This is a genomic window from Acinetobacter variabilis (genome assembly GCF_000369625.1).
Lineage (GTDB): Bacteria > Pseudomonadota > Gammaproteobacteria > Pseudomonadales > Moraxellaceae > Acinetobacter > Acinetobacter variabilis.
Window position 1 is genome coordinate 485,699 of record NZ_KB850112.1, and the last position, 17,844, is coordinate 503,542.

The 17,844-nt window shown below is 45.0% G+C and carries 15 protein-coding genes and 2 pseudogenes; 11 read left to right on the top strand and 6 right to left on the bottom strand.

Annotated features, from left to right (window positions below):
* The 6 genes from F897_RS04840 to F897_RS04865 all read left to right on the top strand — a co-directional run bounded on the left by F897_RS04840 (position 1) and on the right by F897_RS04865 (position 5,168).
* Positions 1 to 1,584, top strand: coding sequence for an IS66-like element ISAba25 family transposase (locus tag F897_RS04840; RefSeq protein WP_005080957.1), 1,584 nt, complete (start codon positions 1 to 3; stop codon positions 1,582 to 1,584).
* Between the two features lie 355 nt (positions 1,585 to 1,939).
* A complete protein-coding gene (locus tag F897_RS04845; RefSeq protein ID WP_005233709.1) occupies positions 1,940 to 2,758 on the top strand; it encodes an ABC transporter ATP-binding protein in 819 nt (272 codons plus the stop codon).
* Entirely contained in the window at positions 2,755 to 3,534 is a 780-nt protein-coding gene (gene mlaE / locus F897_RS04850; RefSeq protein ID WP_004786970.1) for a lipid asymmetry maintenance ABC transporter permease subunit MlaE, read from the top strand. The genes F897_RS04845 and mlaE overlap by 4 nt, the downstream gene beginning before the upstream one ends.
* Positions 3,534 to 4,211: an outer membrane lipid asymmetry maintenance protein MlaD gene (gene mlaD / locus F897_RS04855; RefSeq protein WP_005233710.1), complete on the top strand. Its 678-nt coding sequence runs from the start codon at positions 3,534 to 3,536 to the stop codon at positions 4,209 to 4,211. The genes mlaE and mlaD overlap by 1 nt, the downstream gene beginning before the upstream one ends.
* 18 nt (positions 4,212 to 4,229) lie before the next feature.
* Positions 4,230 to 4,865 carry an MlaC/ttg2D family ABC transporter substrate-binding protein gene (locus F897_RS04860; RefSeq protein ID WP_005233712.1) on the top strand — a complete coding sequence of 212 codons (636 nt, stop codon included), beginning with the start codon at positions 4,230 to 4,232 and terminating at the stop codon, positions 4,863 to 4,865.
* 12 nt (positions 4,866 to 4,877) lie between these two features.
* Positions 4,878 to 5,168 (top strand): STAS domain-containing protein, encoded by a 291-nt coding sequence (locus F897_RS04865; RefSeq protein ID WP_005233714.1) that lies wholly within the window; start codon positions 4,878 to 4,880, stop codon positions 5,166 to 5,168.
* Between the two features lie 347 nt (positions 5,169 to 5,515).
* Here F897_RS04865 and F897_RS04870 read toward each other — a convergent pair whose 3' ends face one another.
* Entirely contained in the window at positions 5,516 to 6,529 is a 1,014-nt protein-coding gene (locus F897_RS04870; protein ID WP_005233715.1) for a CorA family divalent cation transporter, read from the bottom strand.
* 152 nt (positions 6,530 to 6,681) lie between these two features.
* Here F897_RS04870 and F897_RS04875 point away from each other — a divergent pair, with 152 nt between their 5' ends.
* Entirely contained in the window at positions 6,682 to 7,272 is a 591-nt protein-coding gene (locus tag F897_RS04875) for an LOG family protein (RefSeq protein WP_034580768.1), read from the top strand.
* A 28-nt stretch (positions 7,273 to 7,300) separates the two neighbouring features.
* Positions 7,301 to 7,702 (top strand): NUDIX hydrolase, encoded by a 402-nt coding sequence (locus tag F897_RS04880; RefSeq protein WP_005233717.1) that lies wholly within the window; start codon positions 7,301 to 7,303, stop codon positions 7,700 to 7,702.
* 1 nt (position 7,703) lies between these two features.
* Here F897_RS04880 and F897_RS04885 read toward each other — a convergent pair whose 3' ends face one another.
* Together F897_RS04885 and recG are read right to left on the bottom strand one after the other, a co-directional pair.
* Positions 7,704 to 8,339: a ComF family protein gene (locus F897_RS04885; RefSeq protein ID WP_005233718.1), complete on the bottom strand. Its 636-nt coding sequence runs from the start codon at positions 8,337 to 8,339 to the stop codon at positions 7,704 to 7,706.
* Positions 8,326 to 10,371 carry an ATP-dependent DNA helicase RecG gene (recG, locus tag F897_RS04890; RefSeq protein WP_005233719.1) on the bottom strand — a complete coding sequence of 682 codons (2,046 nt, stop codon included), beginning with the start codon at positions 10,369 to 10,371 and terminating at the stop codon, positions 8,326 to 8,328. The genes F897_RS04885 and recG overlap by 14 nt, the downstream gene beginning before the upstream one ends.
* A 33-nt stretch (positions 10,372 to 10,404) precedes the next feature.
* Between recG and F897_RS04895 the strand changes: the two genes are divergently transcribed.
* Entirely contained in the window at positions 10,405 to 11,214 is an 810-nt protein-coding gene (locus F897_RS04895) for an NAD(P)H-binding protein (RefSeq protein WP_005233720.1), read from the top strand.
* 166 nt (positions 11,215 to 11,380) lie between these two features.
* On the opposite strand, the gene plsB is transcribed toward F897_RS04895, so the two are convergent.
* The gene (gene plsB / locus F897_RS04900) at positions 11,381 to 13,948 is read right to left on the bottom strand and encodes a glycerol-3-phosphate 1-O-acyltransferase PlsB (RefSeq protein ID WP_005233721.1); all 2,568 of its coding nucleotides are present in this window, start codon (positions 13,946 to 13,948) and stop codon (positions 11,381 to 11,383) included.
* Positions 13,949 to 14,230: 282 nt separating this feature from the next.
* Between plsB and F897_RS04905 the strand changes: the two genes are divergently transcribed.
* Positions 14,231 to 15,103, top strand: a complete 873-nt coding sequence (locus tag F897_RS04905; protein ID WP_004786947.1) for an acyl-CoA thioesterase — start codon at positions 14,231 to 14,233, stop codon at positions 15,101 to 15,103.
* Between the two features lie 143 nt (positions 15,104 to 15,246).
* Complete coding sequence (locus tag F897_RS04910; protein WP_005233722.1) at positions 15,247 to 16,485, top strand: dicarboxylate/amino acid:cation symporter; 1,239 nt, start codon at positions 15,247 to 15,249, stop codon at positions 16,483 to 16,485.
* Here the strand turns inward: F897_RS04910 and F897_RS04915 are convergent.
* Together F897_RS04915 and F897_RS04920 are read right to left on the bottom strand one after the other, a co-directional pair.
* A pseudogene (locus tag F897_RS04915) lies at positions 16,482 to 16,916 on the bottom strand (VOC family protein). The gene F897_RS04910 and the pseudogene F897_RS04915 sit on opposite strands and share 4 nt — an antisense overlap.
* A 97-nt stretch (positions 16,917 to 17,013) precedes the next feature.
* A pseudogene (locus tag F897_RS04920) lies at positions 17,014 to 17,746 on the bottom strand (metal-dependent hydrolase).
* Positions 17,747 to 17,844 lie beyond the last annotated feature (98 nt).

Below are 17,844 nucleotides of genomic sequence, written 5' to 3' on the forward strand. Positions count from 1 at the left end.
ATGAATACGCTGCCTGACTTAAGCCAACTGACCCATGAACAACTGCTGGAATTCACCAGGCAGTTGGCGCTGCAGCATCAGTCTCTAGCACAATCAAACCAACAATTGGATGCCAAAGTTCAACATCTTTCTATTCTCAATCAAAAATACGAGCATGAACTGGCGCTGTTTAAAAAGCACAAATTCGCCCAAAAGAATGAACACTTAACGGCAAAACAAATCCATCTCTGGGATGAAGCGGTTGAAGAAGATATTGCCGCGGTTGATCTAGAACTGGAACGGCTAAATGCAGATAAAACCAATGCAGCGACACAGAAAGCCAAAACCAATAAACCTAAACGTCGACCACTGCCAGATCATCTACACACCATCCGTATTGAGCATGAACCTGCATCAACCCAATGTGCTTGTGGCTGCCAACTCCGTCGTATCGGCGAAGATGTCAGTGAAAAACTGCATTTCAGACCGGCACAGTTCTATAAGGAACAGCATGTGCGTGGTAAATGGGTCTGTGATCAGTGTGACACTCTAACTCAGCAAGCGATGCCCGCCTATGTGATTGATAAAGGCATTGCTTCACCTGAATTGCTCAGCCATGTGCTGGTATCGAAGTATGCCGATCATTTGCCGCTGTACCGTCAGCGCCTGATCTATCAGCGGGCTGGCATTGATCTGTCCAGATCCACTTTATCTGATTGGATAGGTCGCTGCGGTGTAGAACTGGAACCTCTGGCCAATGCCTTAAAAGAGGTGGTGCTGCAACAGCGGGTGCTGCATGCAGATGAAACACCGGTCACCATCATGCGGATGGGTGAGAATAATAAAAAACCGAAGAAAGGTTATGTCTGGGCCTATGCCACCACACAGTATAATCCAGTTCAGGCGGTGATCTATGACTTTCAGGATAGTCGTTCAGGCCAGCATGCTGAAGAGTTCTTGAAAGGCTGGCAGGGCTATCTAGTCTGTGATGATTACAGTGGTTATAAAGCACGTTTTAAATCAGGCCAGGTGATTGAGGTGGGGTGCATGGCCCATGCACGTCGTAAATTCCATGAACTGCATGTAACTGGGAAAAGTCAGGTTGCTGAACAGGCCTTAGTGCTGATTCAGAAACTGTATGCGATAGAAGCAGAACTCAGGAAAAAGACCGATGGTACAGCGGAAGACCGCCGCGAATACCGACAACAGCATAGTCAACCAGTGATGCAACAACTATATGAATGGCTCAACCAACATCATCTGACAGTGCCATCGAGTTCTCCCACCGCCAAGGCTATCAATTACACTCTGAAGCGTTGGCCAGCCTTAAGCCGCTATCTGGATGATGGCAATCTACCGATATGCAACAATTGGGTAGAGAATCAGATGCGTCCCTGGGCGTTGGGACGCAAGAACTGGCTGTTTGCAGGTTCGCTGCGCAGTGGTCAGCGAGCGGCAAACATCATGACTTTAATCCAGTCAGCAAAGCTGAATGGCTTGGATCCGTATGCCTATTTAAGTGATGTGCTGAAAAGGTTACCGACACACAAAGTGACCCAAATTGAAGAATTGCTGCCGCACTGCTGGAAACCTAAATCGAATTAAAAAATAGGTATGGGATTCAGCGGACGCTTACACTTCATCAACTTTTTCTGGGCTTATGATGATCCGTAATCTGAAAGCGTCTTTTTATAGTCTTTCATATTATTGAGGAGTACATGTCCTACATTGCAGTAATTTTGCTTTTATGCAATCTGATTTATTATGTATATCATTTTTTAAATGGATCATAGTCTGTTAAAATCGCGTCGAAATAAAATTTTTGATTACTAGAAATATATGGCCAGGCATGGAGCATTATGTTTTCCATGAACTTGACCCTTCATTTTCAAATGCTAACATGTTGAACTTCGTTCTTTTGTCATATGCATGCTGAAAAAATGCAGGAATAAACTCAGCTATGAAAAATCAAACAGCGCAGGATCCTCAGTCTTTGATTGAAGTCAAGAATTTGAGTTTCAAGCGGGGTGAGCGTGTAATTTATGACGATGTCAGTTTAAACATTCGTCGTGGGCAGATTACCGCCATTATGGGACCTTCCGGAACTGGTAAAACCACTTTATTAAGGTTGATCGGTGGGCAACTGACGCCTGAACAGGGTCAGGTTTTACTGGATGGTAAAGATATTGCCAAGATGTCCCGTTCCGAGCTTTTTTCCGCACGTGCACGTATGGGGATGCTGTTCCAGAGTGGCGCTCTGTTTACCGACATGAGCGTCTATGAAAATGTTGCCTTTCCGATTCGTGCGCATACCAAATTGCCTGAACATCTGATTGCTGAAATCGTGGCTTTGAAACTCGAATCAGTAGGACTGCGTGGGGCAGAGCAGATGATGCCTTCAGAGCTGTCTGGTGGGATGAATCGCCGTGTCGCATTGGCTCGTGCGATTGCACTGGACCCGGAACTAATCATGTACGATGAGCCTTTTGCCGGGCAGGATCCGATTGTCATGGGAGTTTTGACCCGACTGATCCGCTCTCTACGTGAAGCATTGGATTTAACAACCATTATTGTTTCGCATGATGTAGCAGAGACTTTATCGATTGCTGATTACATCTATGTGGTCGCAGAAGGCAAAATCCAGGGTGAGGGCACAGCAGAGGAATTGAAAAATCATCCTTCAGCCTTTGTGCAACAGTTCCTAACCGGTTCGGTTGAAGGCCCGGTAGATTATCAGTTTAGTCATCAGGCTTATTTAAGTGATGAGGTACGTTCATGAATGCCATTGCTGCCTTAGGTAGACGCGTTATTGAACGTGTTCAGGGGATTGGTGTTGCAACACTGATGCTGTTGCAGATTCTCTTTTCCATGCCGACCTGGCTTGGAGTAAAGCTGTTTGTTTATCAGATGTATCGGGTTGGGGTGTTGTCACTCTTGATTATTGCGGTATCTGGCCTGTTTATTGGTTCGGTACTCGGTTTGCAGATGTATACCATCCTGTCGACATTTGGTAGTGAAGCGATGCTTGGTACTGCAGTGGCTTTAACCCTGTTACGTGAATTGGCACCTGTGGTTGCTGCCTTACTGTTCGCGGGTCGTGCCGGTTCTGCTTTAACCGCCGAAATTGGTCTGATGAAAGCGACCGAGCAATTGTCCAGTATGGAAATGATCGGGGTTGATCCCTTAAAACGGGTGATTTCACCACGCCTTTGGGCCGGTATTTTTAGCTTGCCAATGCTCTCAGTGATCTTTGCTGCGGTCGGGATTATGGGCGGAAAAATGGTAGGCGTTGATTTTCTGGGTGCTGATGAAGGGGCATATTGGAGTGGCATGGAAAGTACCGTGCGATTCTATAAAGATGTCCTGAATGGCACCATTATCAAGAGTTTTGTTTTCGCATTAATTTGTACCTGGATCGCGGTTTATCAGGGTTATGCCTGTGAACCAACATCAGAAGGTATCGCAACTTCTACAACACGTACGGTCGTCTATTCTTCGCTGTGCGTATTAGGTTTTGATTTCGTGTTGACTGCGGTCATGTTCGGAGGTATTTAATGAAATCACGTACTAGTGAGCTGGCCGTTGGTGTTTTTGTCATTCTTTTCGGGATCGCCCTGTTCTTCTTGGCGATGCGTGTCAGCGGTCTGGTAGGCACCAATATTTCTGATAGCTATCAGATGACAGCGACTTTTGAAAATATAAATGGCATCAAACCACGCGCTAAAGTTGCTTTAAGTGGGGTGAAAGTCGGTCAGGTCGATAAAATTACACTTGATCCGGTGACCCGTTTAGCCACAGTCTATATGACACTGGATGGCTCTTTGACATCCTTTAATGCCGAGCAGCTCAAGCAGGTTCAACAGGAAGCCCTCGAAGAGTTACGTTATAGTTCAGACTATACCGCAGCCGATCCTGCGCAACAAAAATCAATGGAAAAACAACTATTAGACAACATGAAATCCATCACCAATATTGATGAAGATGCTTACATTATGGTAGCAACAAATGGTTTATTGGGTGAAAAGTATCTGAAAATTATTCCAGGTGGCGGTCTGACTTACTTGAAACGTGGTGAGCAGATTGTGAACACTCAAGGGACCATGGAAATTGAAGATTTAGTGACGAAATTTATTACCGGCGGTGCCGGAAAATCGTCAGATAGTCAGGAAAGTGCCTCAGAAGAAGCTGCATTTTCAGAAACAACAGATGCAGAACCTGCATTTGTTGAATAACAGATTGAGGAGATTTGAGTGAAGACTTTAGTAAAACAAACGCTTGCTGCAAGCATTCTTTCAACAATGGTTGCTGGTACAGTGTTTGCTGCACCGTCTGAAGCCCCACCTGCTTTTATTAAAAGAGTTGCAGACAATTTGATTGATCGTCTTAAAACCGATCATGCCAAATTGCAGAATAATCCTGCGCTTGTGAAAACGATTGTCCGTCAGAACCTTGACCCGTATATCGATTCACAATCGTTTACTCGGATCGTGATGGGGACTTATGCGACCAATCAGTATAGTACTGCGGCGCAGCGTGCACAGTTTGAAAAAAACTTCCGTGAAACCCTGATTGAAAATTATGGTACGGCTTTCTCTAAGTTCAGTAACCAGACTTACAGCGTTCGTCCTTACAAGGCGACTAACAACAAAAATCCTGTGGTGACCATCGACTTTAATAACAAAGGCGAGAAAATTCCGGTTGCTTTCCAGCTGGTTGATAAAGGTTCACAATGGAAAATCCGTAACATCAATGTGTCTGGTATTGACCTAGGTCTGCAGTTCCGTAACCAGTTTGCGGCTACAGTAAAACGTAATGGTGGTAACCTGGATAAAGCCATTGCTAACTTCAAGCCAGATGCTGAAGCGGCGATTGACAAGAAAAAATAAGATAGGTGAGCTGTGATTCAATTCAATAATCAGGAACTGCAGGTTTCAGGCAAGATTGACGCTGACAATGCGCAGAGCTATTACTTAGATGGTCTGCGCGTCATTCAGTCACAGGACAAGTTTCCTGTGATAGTTAATCTGGCTGGACTTGAGCAGGGTAGTACTTTGGCTTTGGCAGTTCTGGTGCGCTGGTTGCGCCAAACTCCACAAGCACGAGGACTACAGTTTAAAGCGGTTCCTGAGAAAATGATGAAGATCATTCAGGCCTGTCATTTGCAGGATGATCTACAGATCATTCAGTAAATAAAAAAGCACCGAAAGGTGCTTTTTTATTGCCGGTATATTTTAAAAAAAATTCCTCCTTTTCTCAAAGGGAGCTTAGGAGGGATTAGTTAATTAACCTCTCCCTAACCCTCTCCTGAAAGGAGAGGGGACTTGTATTTTAAAAAAGTGGAGAAAATGGGCCTAGACTCGAACTTTAAGCAAATATTGGAAGTCTTTTCTCTCTGGGCGAGATTTAAAGCACTGCCTTAAATCTAAGCACAAGAGAGTTAGAGAGGGTTAATTCTGACCTCACCCTTGAGCAGCAGTACTGCACATCACCTGAAAAGAGAGGGAAATTTCTCCCTTAGGAGAAATTAGGAGGGATTCTAAATCCACTTCTTCCATCTAAAGTAAATCAATGGCCCAATCAAAAAGCCCATAATAATAATGCTCACCATCACAAAGCTCATCGAACCTTGAGCGAAGGGCAAGACATCAGTGTTCATCCCGTAAATACTGGCAATCAGCATGGGTGGGGCAAGCATACTCGGTAAAATCGAGAAGCGACGGATCGTATCATTCTGTTCAGTGTTAATGAATCCGGACGTGGTATCCAGCAAGAAGCGGACTTTCTGGAACAGGAAGGCATCATGCTCGACCAGTGAGCGAACGTCTTCACTGAGTTCCCGAATATCCGCATCATAAATATGACTGCCTAAGGCTCGTGGACGTGACAGGAAGGTAAGTACCCGTCGTAAATCGATCAGACACAGCTGAGCTTTTCCGAGCATATCTTCCAGTTGGGCCAGACGGGTAATCATGTCATCCAGATCGAGGATCTGCTCACGATGCCGGTTATTCAGAACTTCAGTTGAGTATTTTTCCAGATCCTTATGTACATCTTCCAGAATATCGGCCAACTCATCCAGTTTGGCCTCGAGCAAACCCAGCAAAATCCAGGTTGGATCTTTATAGTCAATATCATAATCATTGCGACGCGCACGGGCACGAAAGGCCCGGAAAGCTACCAGCTTTTCACCACGTAGGGTAAAGAGCCGATCTTTATGCAAAATGAAAGCGACTGTCTGAACCGTTGCAAGGATGCTGGCATCATCCTCATGTTCACTTTCGACCTGATAATTTTTATTTTTCGTTAAGAAATAGGTACTGATGTGCAAAATACCATCATCATCACGGTAAAATCGGGCACTCGAAGAAATATCTTCCAGAGATTTTAAGGTGGGCAGGTTTTGCTTATAGGCATCCAGAATCCATTGCTGTTCTTCCTGTGAAGGCGCAATTAAATCTATCCAAACCAGTTCCGGATGCAGGTCGAAATCACCATTGATGGTGGCATCTTCTAGGCTACCGCGCTCTGTGGCGTAAAAGGCTTCAAGCATGCTGTCTTTTCTCCCTTGCGCAGTATGTTAATCTAAATGCGTGTATTTTAGACAAGGAATTGAATAAAAACACTGATTGTGCAGTTATTTTTGAAAAAAAACTCTCAGGCGCTGCCTGCGTACTATATACCGGCAATGCAATGGTGAAAATGATGAATTCTATCGCAATTTTCTGTGGCTCAGCGCTAGGTTCTGAACCTGGTTATAAACAAATTGCTGAAAAGGTAGGCCAAACCCTGGCAAAAAGACAGCAAACACTAATTTATGGTGGGGGTCGTTCCGGATTAATGGGCATTGTAGCAGATAGTGCCTTAGCTGCAGGGGGCGAGGTCATTGGTGTCATTCCAAGATCCTTAGTAAATCGCGAACTGGCACATCCGCATATTACCAAGTTGTATGTGGTCGATAATATGCATGAGCGTAAGACCAAAATGTCAGAACTTTCCGATGGTTTTATTGCCATTCCCGGTGGGGCTGGAACGCTAGAGGAAATTTTTGAGCAGTGGACTTGGGCTCAACTCGGGATTCATAAAAAACCTTGTGCTTTTCTTAATGTCGATGGCTTTTATGATGATCTGCTTAAATTCATTCAGATGACCACAGACAAAGGTTTTACCAAGCCACGTTTTACTGAAGCTTTGATTGTGAGTGATGACTTCGAAGAAATTTTGCAGAAATTTCAAGATTACCAGCCGCCTGAAGCAAAATGGGGTATGGTCGATCAGGAAGATCTCGTAAAATAGGGATTTCCTATTTGATCGTTCCGAATTCATGAAAATTATTACCGTTGCAGCTGCCATTATTTTGAATTCTGATCAGCAGCTGCTGGTGGTTCGTAAGAAAAATACTGACTGTTTCATGCAAGTCGGTGGCAAGTTGGAACCGGATGAAGCACCTGAACGCACCCTGCTACGTGAAATTCAGGAAGAAATTGGCTGTCAGGCTGAGATTCAGCAATTTATCGGGCGTTTTGAAACTCAAACTGCCAACGAACCGGATCATCAACTGGTCAGTTATGTTTATCTGGTGCAATTAGATGGCAAACCACATATTGAAGCTGAGATTGCCGAGATGAAATGGGTGGACCTGAATCAGAAAGATGTGAAACTTGCACCATTGACTACAGAAATTGTCATACCCTGGGTTAAAAAGAACTTATTGGTACAAGCCTGATTTAAAGTTTGGCTCCTGCCAGACAAGCGGCATAAATCTGCTGGCAGCCCAGTTTTTCCAGTTGCTGGCTTAAAGCTCGAATCGAGCTGCCAGTCGTAACCACATCATCGATAATCAGAACCTTACGATAACGAACTTTTGAAGAGGTAGTGACCCTGAATTGGGCTTCAATGTCTTCGATACGTTCCAGACGGCTTAAACCTTTTTGTGAATGTTGCTTGAGTCGTTCAATGGGCTGCCAGACGGGAACTTGTAAGTGTTTGGCAACATGCTTGGCCAGTAATAGGGATTGATTATAGCCACGTTCGACCAGCCGTTCGGTTGAAATCGGCATAGGAACCACTGCACTGACTTTAGGAAATTTTAAGGTCAGTAATGCACCTGCCAATAAAGGTTCCAGATGCAGCTTTTGTTCATATTTAAATAATTGAATCAGGCGATCCATTGGGTAGGCATAGTCACACGCCACCTGAAACTGCATTTCCTGACGCTGAATGGTCTGATGTGCCCAAGGTAACTGTTGCCAGCAATCCTGACAGACAGAATGCAGGTTTTGATAATCTGTCTGGCACAGCTGACAAGGCTGTAAACGATTCAGCCAGAGTTTACCCTGTTGTAACAGCTTAAACATAGGCATAGCGTGGAGCCTCAGGTAGCCAGCGTTTTAATAATGCATCCGCCTGTTTTGGATAATCTTTTAGCATCTGCTGGGCGACATAATGGGCCTGATTCAACAAGTGATCATCACGTTCCAGCTTGGCTACACGGAAACCCATATCACCGGTCTGTTTGGTACCCAGTAATTCACCTGGACCACGTAATTCCAGATCTTTCTCGGCAATGATAAATCCATCATTGGTTTCACGCATGATGCGCAGACGTTCCTGACCATTTTGGGACAATGGATTTTTATAGAGTAAGGCACAGAAACTGGCTTTGGCACCACGACCCACCCGGCCACGCAGCTGATGTAGTTGTGACAGGCCGAGACGCTCGGCATTTTCAATCACCATAATGGACGCATTCGGGACATCGACTCCGACTTCAATTACGGTTGTAGCAATGAGTAGCTGCAGTTTGTTGTCTTTGAATTCCTGCATGACTGCCTGTTTTTCATCGGCTTTCATCTTGCCATGTACCAGACCGATATTCAGTTCAGGAAAGCGTTCCTTAATTTCGGCAAAGGTTGCTTCTGCAGCTTGGGCATCCAGTATTTCAGATTGCTCTACCAAGGTACATACCCAATAAGCTTGCTTACCTTCAGCACAATTCGTGGCAATCCGTTGCAAAACCTCTTCTCGCCGATCTAACGGAATAGTCACAGTCTGGATCGGAGTACGGCCCGGTGGGAGTTCATCAATAATCGAAGTATCCAGATCCCCATAGGCTGACATGGCAAGCGTGCGTGGAATCGGGGTCGCGGTCATCACCAGTTGATGCGGCGACATGCCATCCAAGCCTTTATTTCTCAAGGCTAAGCGTTGATCGACCCCAAAACGATGCTGCTCATCAATAATCACTAAGCCCAGTTTGGCAAACTCGACATTTTCCTGAAACAGGGCATGTGTGCCCACCACCAGATCCGCGCTACCATCACGGATCACTTGCTCTGCTGCAGCACGCGCTTTACCTTTCTGTTTCCCGGAAAGCCAGGCGACATTTAAACCGAGTGGTTCGAACCAGCGCTTGAAGTTGAGGTAATGCTGTTCGGCCAGAATTTCAGTGGGTGCCATCAGCGCGACTTGCCAGCCTTCTTCTAGGGCATGACAGGCTGCTACGCCGGCAACCAAGGTTTTTCCTGCACCCACATCACCCTGCACCAGACGCAGCATCGGTTTATTCTGCTTCAGGTCTTTAGCAATTTCTTTGGATACACGTTTTTGCGCACCGGTCATTTCGAAAGGCAAACCAGCCAGAAGCTGTTTGGCATAGGTTTTACTCGGGGAGAATGAAGGGGCTTCAATCTGCTGAATAAAAGCACGCCGGGTCAGCAAACTAATTTGATGTGCTACCAGTTCCTCAAAAATCAGACGCTGCTGTGCCGGATGTGAGCCTTGAGTGAGCTGCAACATATTGGCGTTCAGCGGCGGATGATGAATATATTCCAATGCCTGCTTCAGGCCATAACCATTGCTAAATTTTTGTGGCAACAGTTCAGGCAAATCATCACTATGCAGTTCTAGTGCCTGTTTAATATATTCCCGCAGCTTGGGCTGAGTCAGTCCTTCGGTTGCCGGATAGATCGAGGTGAGTTGGGTATGAGGCAGAGGTGTATGTTCAGTAATCACTTGCAGCTCTGGATGATACATTTCCAGGCCACGCGCACCGACTCGCACTTCACCAAAGACTCTTAAACGGTTACCGAGCTTGCAGCGATTGGTAATGCCTTTATAAATATGATAAAAGCGCAAGGTTACTTTGCCAGAATCATCATCCAGTAACACCGCCATGGACTTGCGTTTACCGGGAGGGAAATCAACCCCTTTCACGACACCTTCCATCAAATAGCTGCGTCCCACTGTCAATTGATTCATGGGAATGATCGTGCTACGGTCTTCATAGTCACGTGGTAGATGAAAAAGCAAATCATCAGTATTAAAGATATTTAGTTTTTCGAGTAAAGCAGCGGCGGCATTGCCAACGCCTTGTAACTGATGGACTGCAGCCATGTCCCCTCAACCAGGTCTGTGATTCGGTGTCGAATGCATATTTTATTTATTGGTTATGGTAAAACATCCGAGCGGGTAGCTAAACAATTATTTGAGCAAGGTCATCAAATTAGCACAATTAGCCAAAGTCCCAAAACAGATTCATTCGCAACTCATCTGATTCAAGATGTGCACACTCTGGATTTAAGTGTAGTCGCTCCGATAGATTGGGTCTATGTGTTACTTAGTCCCAAACAGAGTTGTGTCGAAGCCTATCAGCATACTTATCTCGATTCGGTTCAGCCAATCGTTACTGCCTTGAAATTTCATCCGGTAAAAAGAATGGTGGTGGTGTCATCAACCCGGGTTTATGGACAGAATGCGGGTGAAAGCGTGGATGATGAGACTGAAATTCATTCGAATGATGCTCAAGGTGAAATTCTGCATCACATGGAACAGGCGTATCTCGCCGCTTATCCTGAACAATGCACCATTATCCGCCCAAGTGGGATTTATGGGACTTCTGTGGCACGTATGCAGAAAATGGCAGCATCAATGACCAGCTATCCGAATCTGCATTGGTCGAATCGGATTCATATTGAAGATTTATCACGTTTTCTGGCTCAGATGATTCACGTGGAACATCCTGATTCTTCATATATTTTGACCAATAATCAGCCAAGACTTCTGCATGAAGTCCTGCAATGGTTCCAGCAGCAGATGGGCGTACCTATATTGAAAGTGGAAAGTGACAGGGTGACGGGTAAAAAGCTGTATGCCACAAGAATTGAAAAGATGGGATTTGAATTACAATATCCAGATTGTTTTCAGGATTATGTAGAGTTGATGAATAAGACTGATTAATAAATTTGGAAGTTCCTCCTTCCTCTGGGAGGAGGTTAGGAGGAGGGTTTTTTAAATCACCTCTCTCTAACCATCTTCTAAAAGGAGAGGGGATATCTATTATTTTTTATTAATTCTCAAGCAAAAAAAAGAGAGGCCAAAACCTCTCTTTTCCTTTACTTAAGCTTTACTTTTTCTTGCGTTTCGCACGTTTCTTGGCTTGTTCAGCCGCAACTGCATCTAATGCTTCTTTCAGCTCTTCATCGGTAAAGGACGTGATGTGATGCAGCATTTGCAGCTTCACTTCATCCAGTACCAGATCTGCATACTGCGCAACATTGGTTAGCTGCTCATCATAGACAATGGCATTGTCTTCGTTGGTACATATATAGCCTTTTTGCGTCAAAACTTTGATAAAGCTTTGGAATAAGGCTTTATCAAAGAATTCTGGTGAGTTGAATTCATATAGTACAGAAAGGCGTTGCCCCACCAGATGACTCAGTTCTTCCACCTGACGGGTCGAAATGTTGCCTGGTCCACGCTGAGTGATTAAAGCCAGTGTCATATAGTAACGTTCCAGACTTTGGGTCACTGGAGCAGCCAGAACTTCAAGCTGGTGATGCGCTTCAGTATTTGGTGCTGGTGCTACCAGATTTTCACCATCTTCACTGATCAGGTTAGTTGCAAGTAAAGCATCGATATATGCGTCAACTTGTTGCTGAATTTCGTCTTCTTTCCATTTCAGGAACAGCTCGGCTTTCAGGAACGGATAGAGCGTACTGCTGGCATTAATCGCATCTTCACGACGAATCATGCCGTTGTGTTCTACCAGTGCTGCAATCAGGGAAGGCAGTACAAAACTATGCACGATGTTATTACGGAAATAGGTCAGCAATACAGCCTGATTATCTTCAATCGCAATAATATCGCCCAGAACATGTTTCACCCGTTTGATCAGCTTGAGCTTCATTGCATAGGCAATAATCTCTTTACCTGAAAGTGAGGTAATTTGCATACGCTCATCATAAGGTAAAGCCACCAGCAGATTACGGTAGGTATCCAGCTGCTTGATACAGATTTCTTCGTCCAGGGTATGTTTCGGTGTTGCCAATAAAATGAGTGACAGCAGTGAAACCGGATTCACCACGACTGCACGGTTGATATTTTCCAGAATAGCTTGGGCAGAACTATTGACTGCATCAGATACCGGCTGCGGAATCGGATCATCATTCTTTTCAATTTTGATATGTTCTGCACCATGCTGTTTCAGGATGTCATCCAGAAATACCGGTTCACCGAAATTCAGATGGACCTTGCCAAAAATACGTTCAATTTTGCGCAAGGTTTTCAGGATACCGAAAATAGATTCTGCTTCTTTCGGCTTGCCGTTCATCTCACCGACATAAGTACCACCTTCCATCAGGCGTTCATAGCCGATATAAGTCGGAACAAAGACAATTGGCTTGGCCTTGCCACGTAAATGACCATGTATGGTCATCGCCAGCATGCCGGTTTTTGGTGGCAGCAGACGACCAGTACGTGAACGGCCACCCTCGATAAAGTATTCCAGTGGAGTATTACGCGACAGCACGCTATACAGATACTCTTTAAATACAGTGGTATAAAGTGCATTGCCGCGGAAGGTACGACGGATAAAGAAAGCACCACCACCCCGTAAGATCTGACCCACAAATGGCATGTTCAGGTTATCGCCTGCCGCAATATAAGGCACCATTAGGCCACGGCGATAGATTACGTAAGACAATAACAAATAGTCGATATGACTGCGGTGACATGGCGTATAGACAATTTCATAATCTTTGGCCAGTTCACGCACTGTACTGAAATTATGCACTTCAACACCGTCATAGAGCTGGGTCCATAAACGGGTCAGGGCTTTATCGGCGAAACGCACGGTAGAATGAGAATAGTCCGATACAATTTCATTCAGATAGCCAATCGCACGACGTTCTGCTTCCAGTATACTGATTTTGCTACGGATACTTTCGTTACGAATAGCCGCCTGTACATCCGGAGATTTAATCAGGCCATGCATCACATTACGGCGATCTGACAGGTCAGGGCCGAGAATCACTTCACGCTGTGCATCTAGATAATCATTTAGTCGGCTAACAATATAGGTCGCTGGCGCTGAATTTGGATAGGTTTCTTTGGCAAAGTCCATGAGGGCGCGTAAAGATTGCGGCTCATGAAACTCCAGATAAGACTGGCGGCCATGCAGACCGATATTCACCAGCTGTTTGACTCGGCTTGGTGTTGACCAGGTATCGGTAAATAAAAGCTTGAACCAGGAATCTTCTTTTTCAGGATCACGACCCCAGAGCACAGTGACCGGTACTAGTTCCACGTCTAGTTCAGGATTTTTTTCGAGTACTTCAATCAGACGTAACAGACGTGGTGGAAAGGCATGTGGTGGTGAGCTAAGCAGATTATTCTCATCATGGTACTGCAGGAACAGCACTGAAGCCTTTTCCTTGCTGTCACCAATCTGTAGAGGATCGAGCGCAGGTGGCATATTTAAACGGCGAGTTTCTGCATCAACTACCAGCGCATTACTGCGTGAATGATTCTGCAAGATATAGCAGACAATTTTCTGCTGCGCTGCCGGAGTCTGGTCAGCAGTAGGAGTTGTCACTTCACTTGGTACTTTCCCAAGAATATGTGGGGTGACCACAAGATCAAGTAGCTTACTTGAAAGCTTGCGATACATTTGACCAAAGCCACTCTTGGACATAGTTACTCCTAATTTTACTGACCAAAACTACAGAATTTCTGAGGGAATTTATTTTGATTGATTATAAAAACAAACAATATGTCATTTTCTGACAAATTCAATCGAAGTGGTTCAATTTTAGCGCGAAAGCAGATGTTTTTCCTAGTAAGTTGCAAGAGCAGTTGACAGAACAGTCAATCAATCTTTAGAAGATTGCTTGGATTTTATGGCAGAATATTCAGAATAAATTGTATAGATTTATTTCTACACTTCTGGATCTTGCCAATATCACACAGGTTGCTTATGAATGCCTTAACACAGGAACTGGTCGAGCTGCTCAGTTTAGAAAAGTTAGAAGAAAATATTTTCCGGGGAATTAGTCGTAATCTGGTAGGCAAGCGCGTATTTGGTGGGCAGGTTCTGGGACAGGCTCTACGTGCTGCGTCTTATACTACAGATCGTCCTGCGCATTCATTGCATGCCTATTTCCTGTTTGGTGGCGATGTCAACGCACCTATCATTTATGAAGTAGACCGTATCCGTGATGGCAAAAGTTTCGTCAGTCGTCAGGTTCGCGCCATTCAGCATGGCCGTACCATTTTCATGTGTATGGTTTCTTTTGCGCATCAGGAAGAAGGCCTGAACTATCAGATTTCAGAACCTGAATATCCACCGGCAGAAAGCCTGAAAAATGAAGCAGAACTCACCCGGCAGATTATTGAATTTATTCCGGAAAATGTACGTGCGTCTTTCATGCGTGACCGTCATGTCGAGATTCGTCCTGTAATGCCGGTGAACCCATTCCAGCCGCAACCGGAAGCGCCGAATTATGCGCACTATATCCGTACTCATGGAAAGATCGCTGCAGAAGTGGATGAGATTTCCCTGCATCAGGCGATTGCTGCTTTCTATTCAGACTTTACCTTAATGACCACGGCGCTACGTCCGCATGGTTTGAGTTATCTTTCACCAAGCTTGCAATGTGCCAGTATTGATCACGCCATGTATTTCCATAAACCGTTCCGGGTAGATGAATGGATGTTATACGACATGGATGCTACTCAAAGTGCCAGTTCGCGTGGTCTGAACTTTGGCCGCATGTGGCAAAATGGTGAGCTGGTCTGCAGTACCACACAAGAAGGCCTGATCCGTTTACGTGAAATTGAAACCCAATAAAGTATACTTTTAATTTAAATAAAGCCGGATCCCAGATCCGGCTTTATACCTTTTTAAGCACGGCTCTTTATAAAAAATTACTCGATTCTCTAGCACTTGCATGGCATAGTGCCCTTAAGATCAATATTAAAAATGCATGTGAAATGAGCTTAAATACGCAGATTTTAATTGCCGCCGTAGTGGGGGTACTGTTTGGATTTTTACTGACTTTATTTCCGCAAAGCACATTTTTTAATGTCGGCCTGTACGGGATTGGAATTGCCAGCAGCCTTTTTATTGGCCTGCTGAAAATGATTTTGATTCCTCTGATTTTTACTTCAATCGTGGTTGGTGTGTCTAATCTGCAGGCGGGGGGGCAGCTGAGTCGAACTTGGAAAATTACTTTGCTGTGTTGTGTGACCACCACCTCATTGGCACTGATTCTTGGCCTCACTTGTGCACATCTGTTTGATGTAGGGAGAGGTGTGGATGTGGTGATGTTTCAGGATGCCATGGCTCAGCATCAAACGCCTGATACCTTAACGCCGTCGTCTTTCTTTACTAATTTTATTCAGAATACCCTAATCAATCCTTTTAAGGCCTTTGCTGATGGCAATGTCCTAGCCGTTGTAATTTTTGCTCTATTTATCGGTGTGGCTCTGGTCGCAGGTGGAAACAGCTTCCGTACTGTGCGTAAACTCAGTCACCAGTTTTTTGACATCATGATGTTGATGATTGGCTGGATCATGAAACTGGCACCGATTGGGATTTTTGCATTACTCGCCAAGTTAATTGCCACTGAAGATATTTCAGTACTGAGCCGTCTGGCCGAGTTTGCGGCAGTCGTGACAGGGACCACAATTTTTCATGGGATAGTGGTGTTGCCGTTATTGCTATGGATCTTCGGAAAAATGAATCCACTGACCTTTTTTAAAGGCACCCGTAGTGCATTAATTACCGCCTTTGCCACCAGTTCCAGTTCGGCAACCATGCCGATTTCTTTAAAGTGCGCGCAGGAAAATCTAGGGGTACGTCCGCAAACAGCCGGTTTTGTGATTCCACTTGGCACGCAGCTGAATATGGATGGAACAGCACTTTATGAAGCAGCCGCAGCTTTGTTTATTGCCAATCTGATGGGGCTGGATCTAACCTTAGGTCAGCAGCTGGTGGTTTGTGCCACGGCAATGATTGCGTCCCTAGGTGCACCGGGTATTCCAAGCGCCGGCATGGTCACCATGATCATGGTGCTGCAATCGGTGGGGCTGCCTGCTGAAGCGATTGCGATTTTACTTCCGATTGACCGTCTGCTGGATACCGTACGTACTGTGGTCAATGTACAGGGCGATATGATGATTAGTGTGGTGGTAGATCGACATACCCGCGAGCCTGAAGTGCCAGTTTAATCTTTGTCTAATTCAGCTTTATCTAAGTCTGGATTCCAGACAATTTCCCAGAGATGACCATTGGGATCCTGAAAATAACCTGCATATCCGCCATAAAAAGTCGTGTGTGCAGGTTTAATAATTTTAGCACCGGCACGTTCTGCCTGTGCCATTGCTTGATCGACTTCTAAGGGACCATAGACATTATGCCCCAGAGTCATTTGAGTCGGACAGATTGGGCTTGGCTCCAGACCGGTATCTTGCTGGATACTACGCTATGGCCATAAGGCAAGCTTAAGACCAGGTTGTAATTGAATAAAAGCCACCGCGCCATATTCAAACTCTTCACCCATAATTCCTTCACTGGGAAAACCCAGTCCGTCACGGTAAAAGTGTAGTGAAGCTTCCAGATCGAGCACACCGAGGGTAATCACAGAAATCCGTGCTTGCATAACTCCCTCCTGATTATGATTGTTATATTTCTATCTTAGGACAAATAAAAAGCAGGGAAGCGATCCCTGCTGTTAGAAATTGTAATAACAGGCAAGCTTAAGCGACTTTGAGAGTAGCACGTTTGGCTGCCTGTGAATGGTTGAGATAATGCAGCGCATCATCGGTACTGCCTTCATACACCGGATCATACCAGGGCATTAAGTAGCCGAGCTGTTGGGATACTAACCACAGTGGATTTGGCAACAGGCGGTTATCTAACTGGGAAATACGTAACCATTCTTTCCAGATCTAGCATATTCGGATCAGCACCCAGACGTTCCCATTCAGTATTGTAGAGTGCATATTTACCCAAGACACAGGTCATATGTTCTATCGTCGCAATGATACCGAGACGAAACAGATCCCATTGGTGTTCTAAGATTTTAGGAATTTCGAGACCGAATGGCTGATCGGCGAGCAGCTTGTTAAATAGGAAATGCATGATATTCAGATTGCGCTGGATATCAATCTGGCGTTCAGATCAATATTCTTTATTGGCCGAATTATGTGCCTGGGCATGCATGGCTTCCTGACGGATAAACGCCTACACATCATGCTTTAATTTTTCGTCAGTGATCTGGGGGAGGACTTTGTTATATAAACGGCAGAACCAGAGTTCACCCGCGGGTAGAATATTGTTAATTTCATTAGCGAAGTAACTGGCAAAGGGCTGATCAGGAATCCAGTCGACTGGAGTGTCTTGCCATTCAAAGCTGACTTTGCGAGGCTGGATAAAATAGGAAATGGAAGAGCCAATTCTTGTTGTTTTGAAGCGCGAAAGTAAAGACATGGTGTGAATCCATCACTGCTTGATCAAGACAGTATGAAAAAAATATCCCGAATTGCAGCAGGCAATACGGGACATTCTTTTATCCGATGAAACACATT

Bases quoted from the DNA above. Each gene is read 5' to 3' on its own strand.
- F897_RS04840 (WP_005080957.1), top strand. From the start codon at position 1: ATGAATACGCTGCCTGACTTAAGCCAACTGACCCATGAACAACTGCTG.
- F897_RS04845 (WP_005233709.1), top strand. From the start codon at position 1,940: ATGAAAAATCAAACAGCGCAGGATCCTCAGTCTTTGATTGAAGTCAAG.
- mlaE (WP_004786970.1), top strand. From the start codon at position 2,755: ATGAATGCCATTGCTGCCTTAGGTAGACGCGTTATTGAACGTGTTCAG.
- mlaD (WP_005233710.1), top strand. From the start codon at position 3,534: ATGAAATCACGTACTAGTGAGCTGGCCGTTGGTGTTTTTGTCATTCTT.
- F897_RS04870 (WP_005233715.1), bottom strand. From the start codon at position 6,529: ATGCTTGAAGCCTTTTACGCCACAGAGCGCGGTAGCCTAGAAGATGCC.
- F897_RS04875 (WP_034580768.1), top strand. From the start codon at position 6,682: ATGAATTCTATCGCAATTTTCTGTGGCTCAGCGCTAGGTTCTGAACCT.
- F897_RS04880 (WP_005233717.1), top strand. From the start codon at position 7,301: ATGAAAATTATTACCGTTGCAGCTGCCATTATTTTGAATTCTGATCAG.
- F897_RS04885 (WP_005233718.1), bottom strand. From the start codon at position 8,339: ATGCCTATGTTTAAGCTGTTACAACAGGGTAAACTCTGGCTGAATCGT.
- recG (WP_005233719.1), bottom strand. From the start codon at position 10,371: ATGGCTGCAGTCCATCAGTTACAAGGCGTTGGCAATGCCGCCGCTGCT.
- F897_RS04895 (WP_005233720.1), top strand. From the start codon at position 10,405: ATGCATATTTTATTTATTGGTTATGGTAAAACATCCGAGCGGGTAGCT.
- plsB (WP_005233721.1), bottom strand. From the start codon at position 13,948: ATGTCCAAGAGTGGCTTTGGTCAAATGTATCGCAAGCTTTCAAGTAAG.
- F897_RS04905 (WP_004786947.1), top strand. From the start codon at position 14,231: ATGAATGCCTTAACACAGGAACTGGTCGAGCTGCTCAGTTTAGAAAAG.
- F897_RS04910 (WP_005233722.1), top strand. From the start codon at position 15,247: ATGAGCTTAAATACGCAGATTTTAATTGCCGCCGTAGTGGGGGTACTG.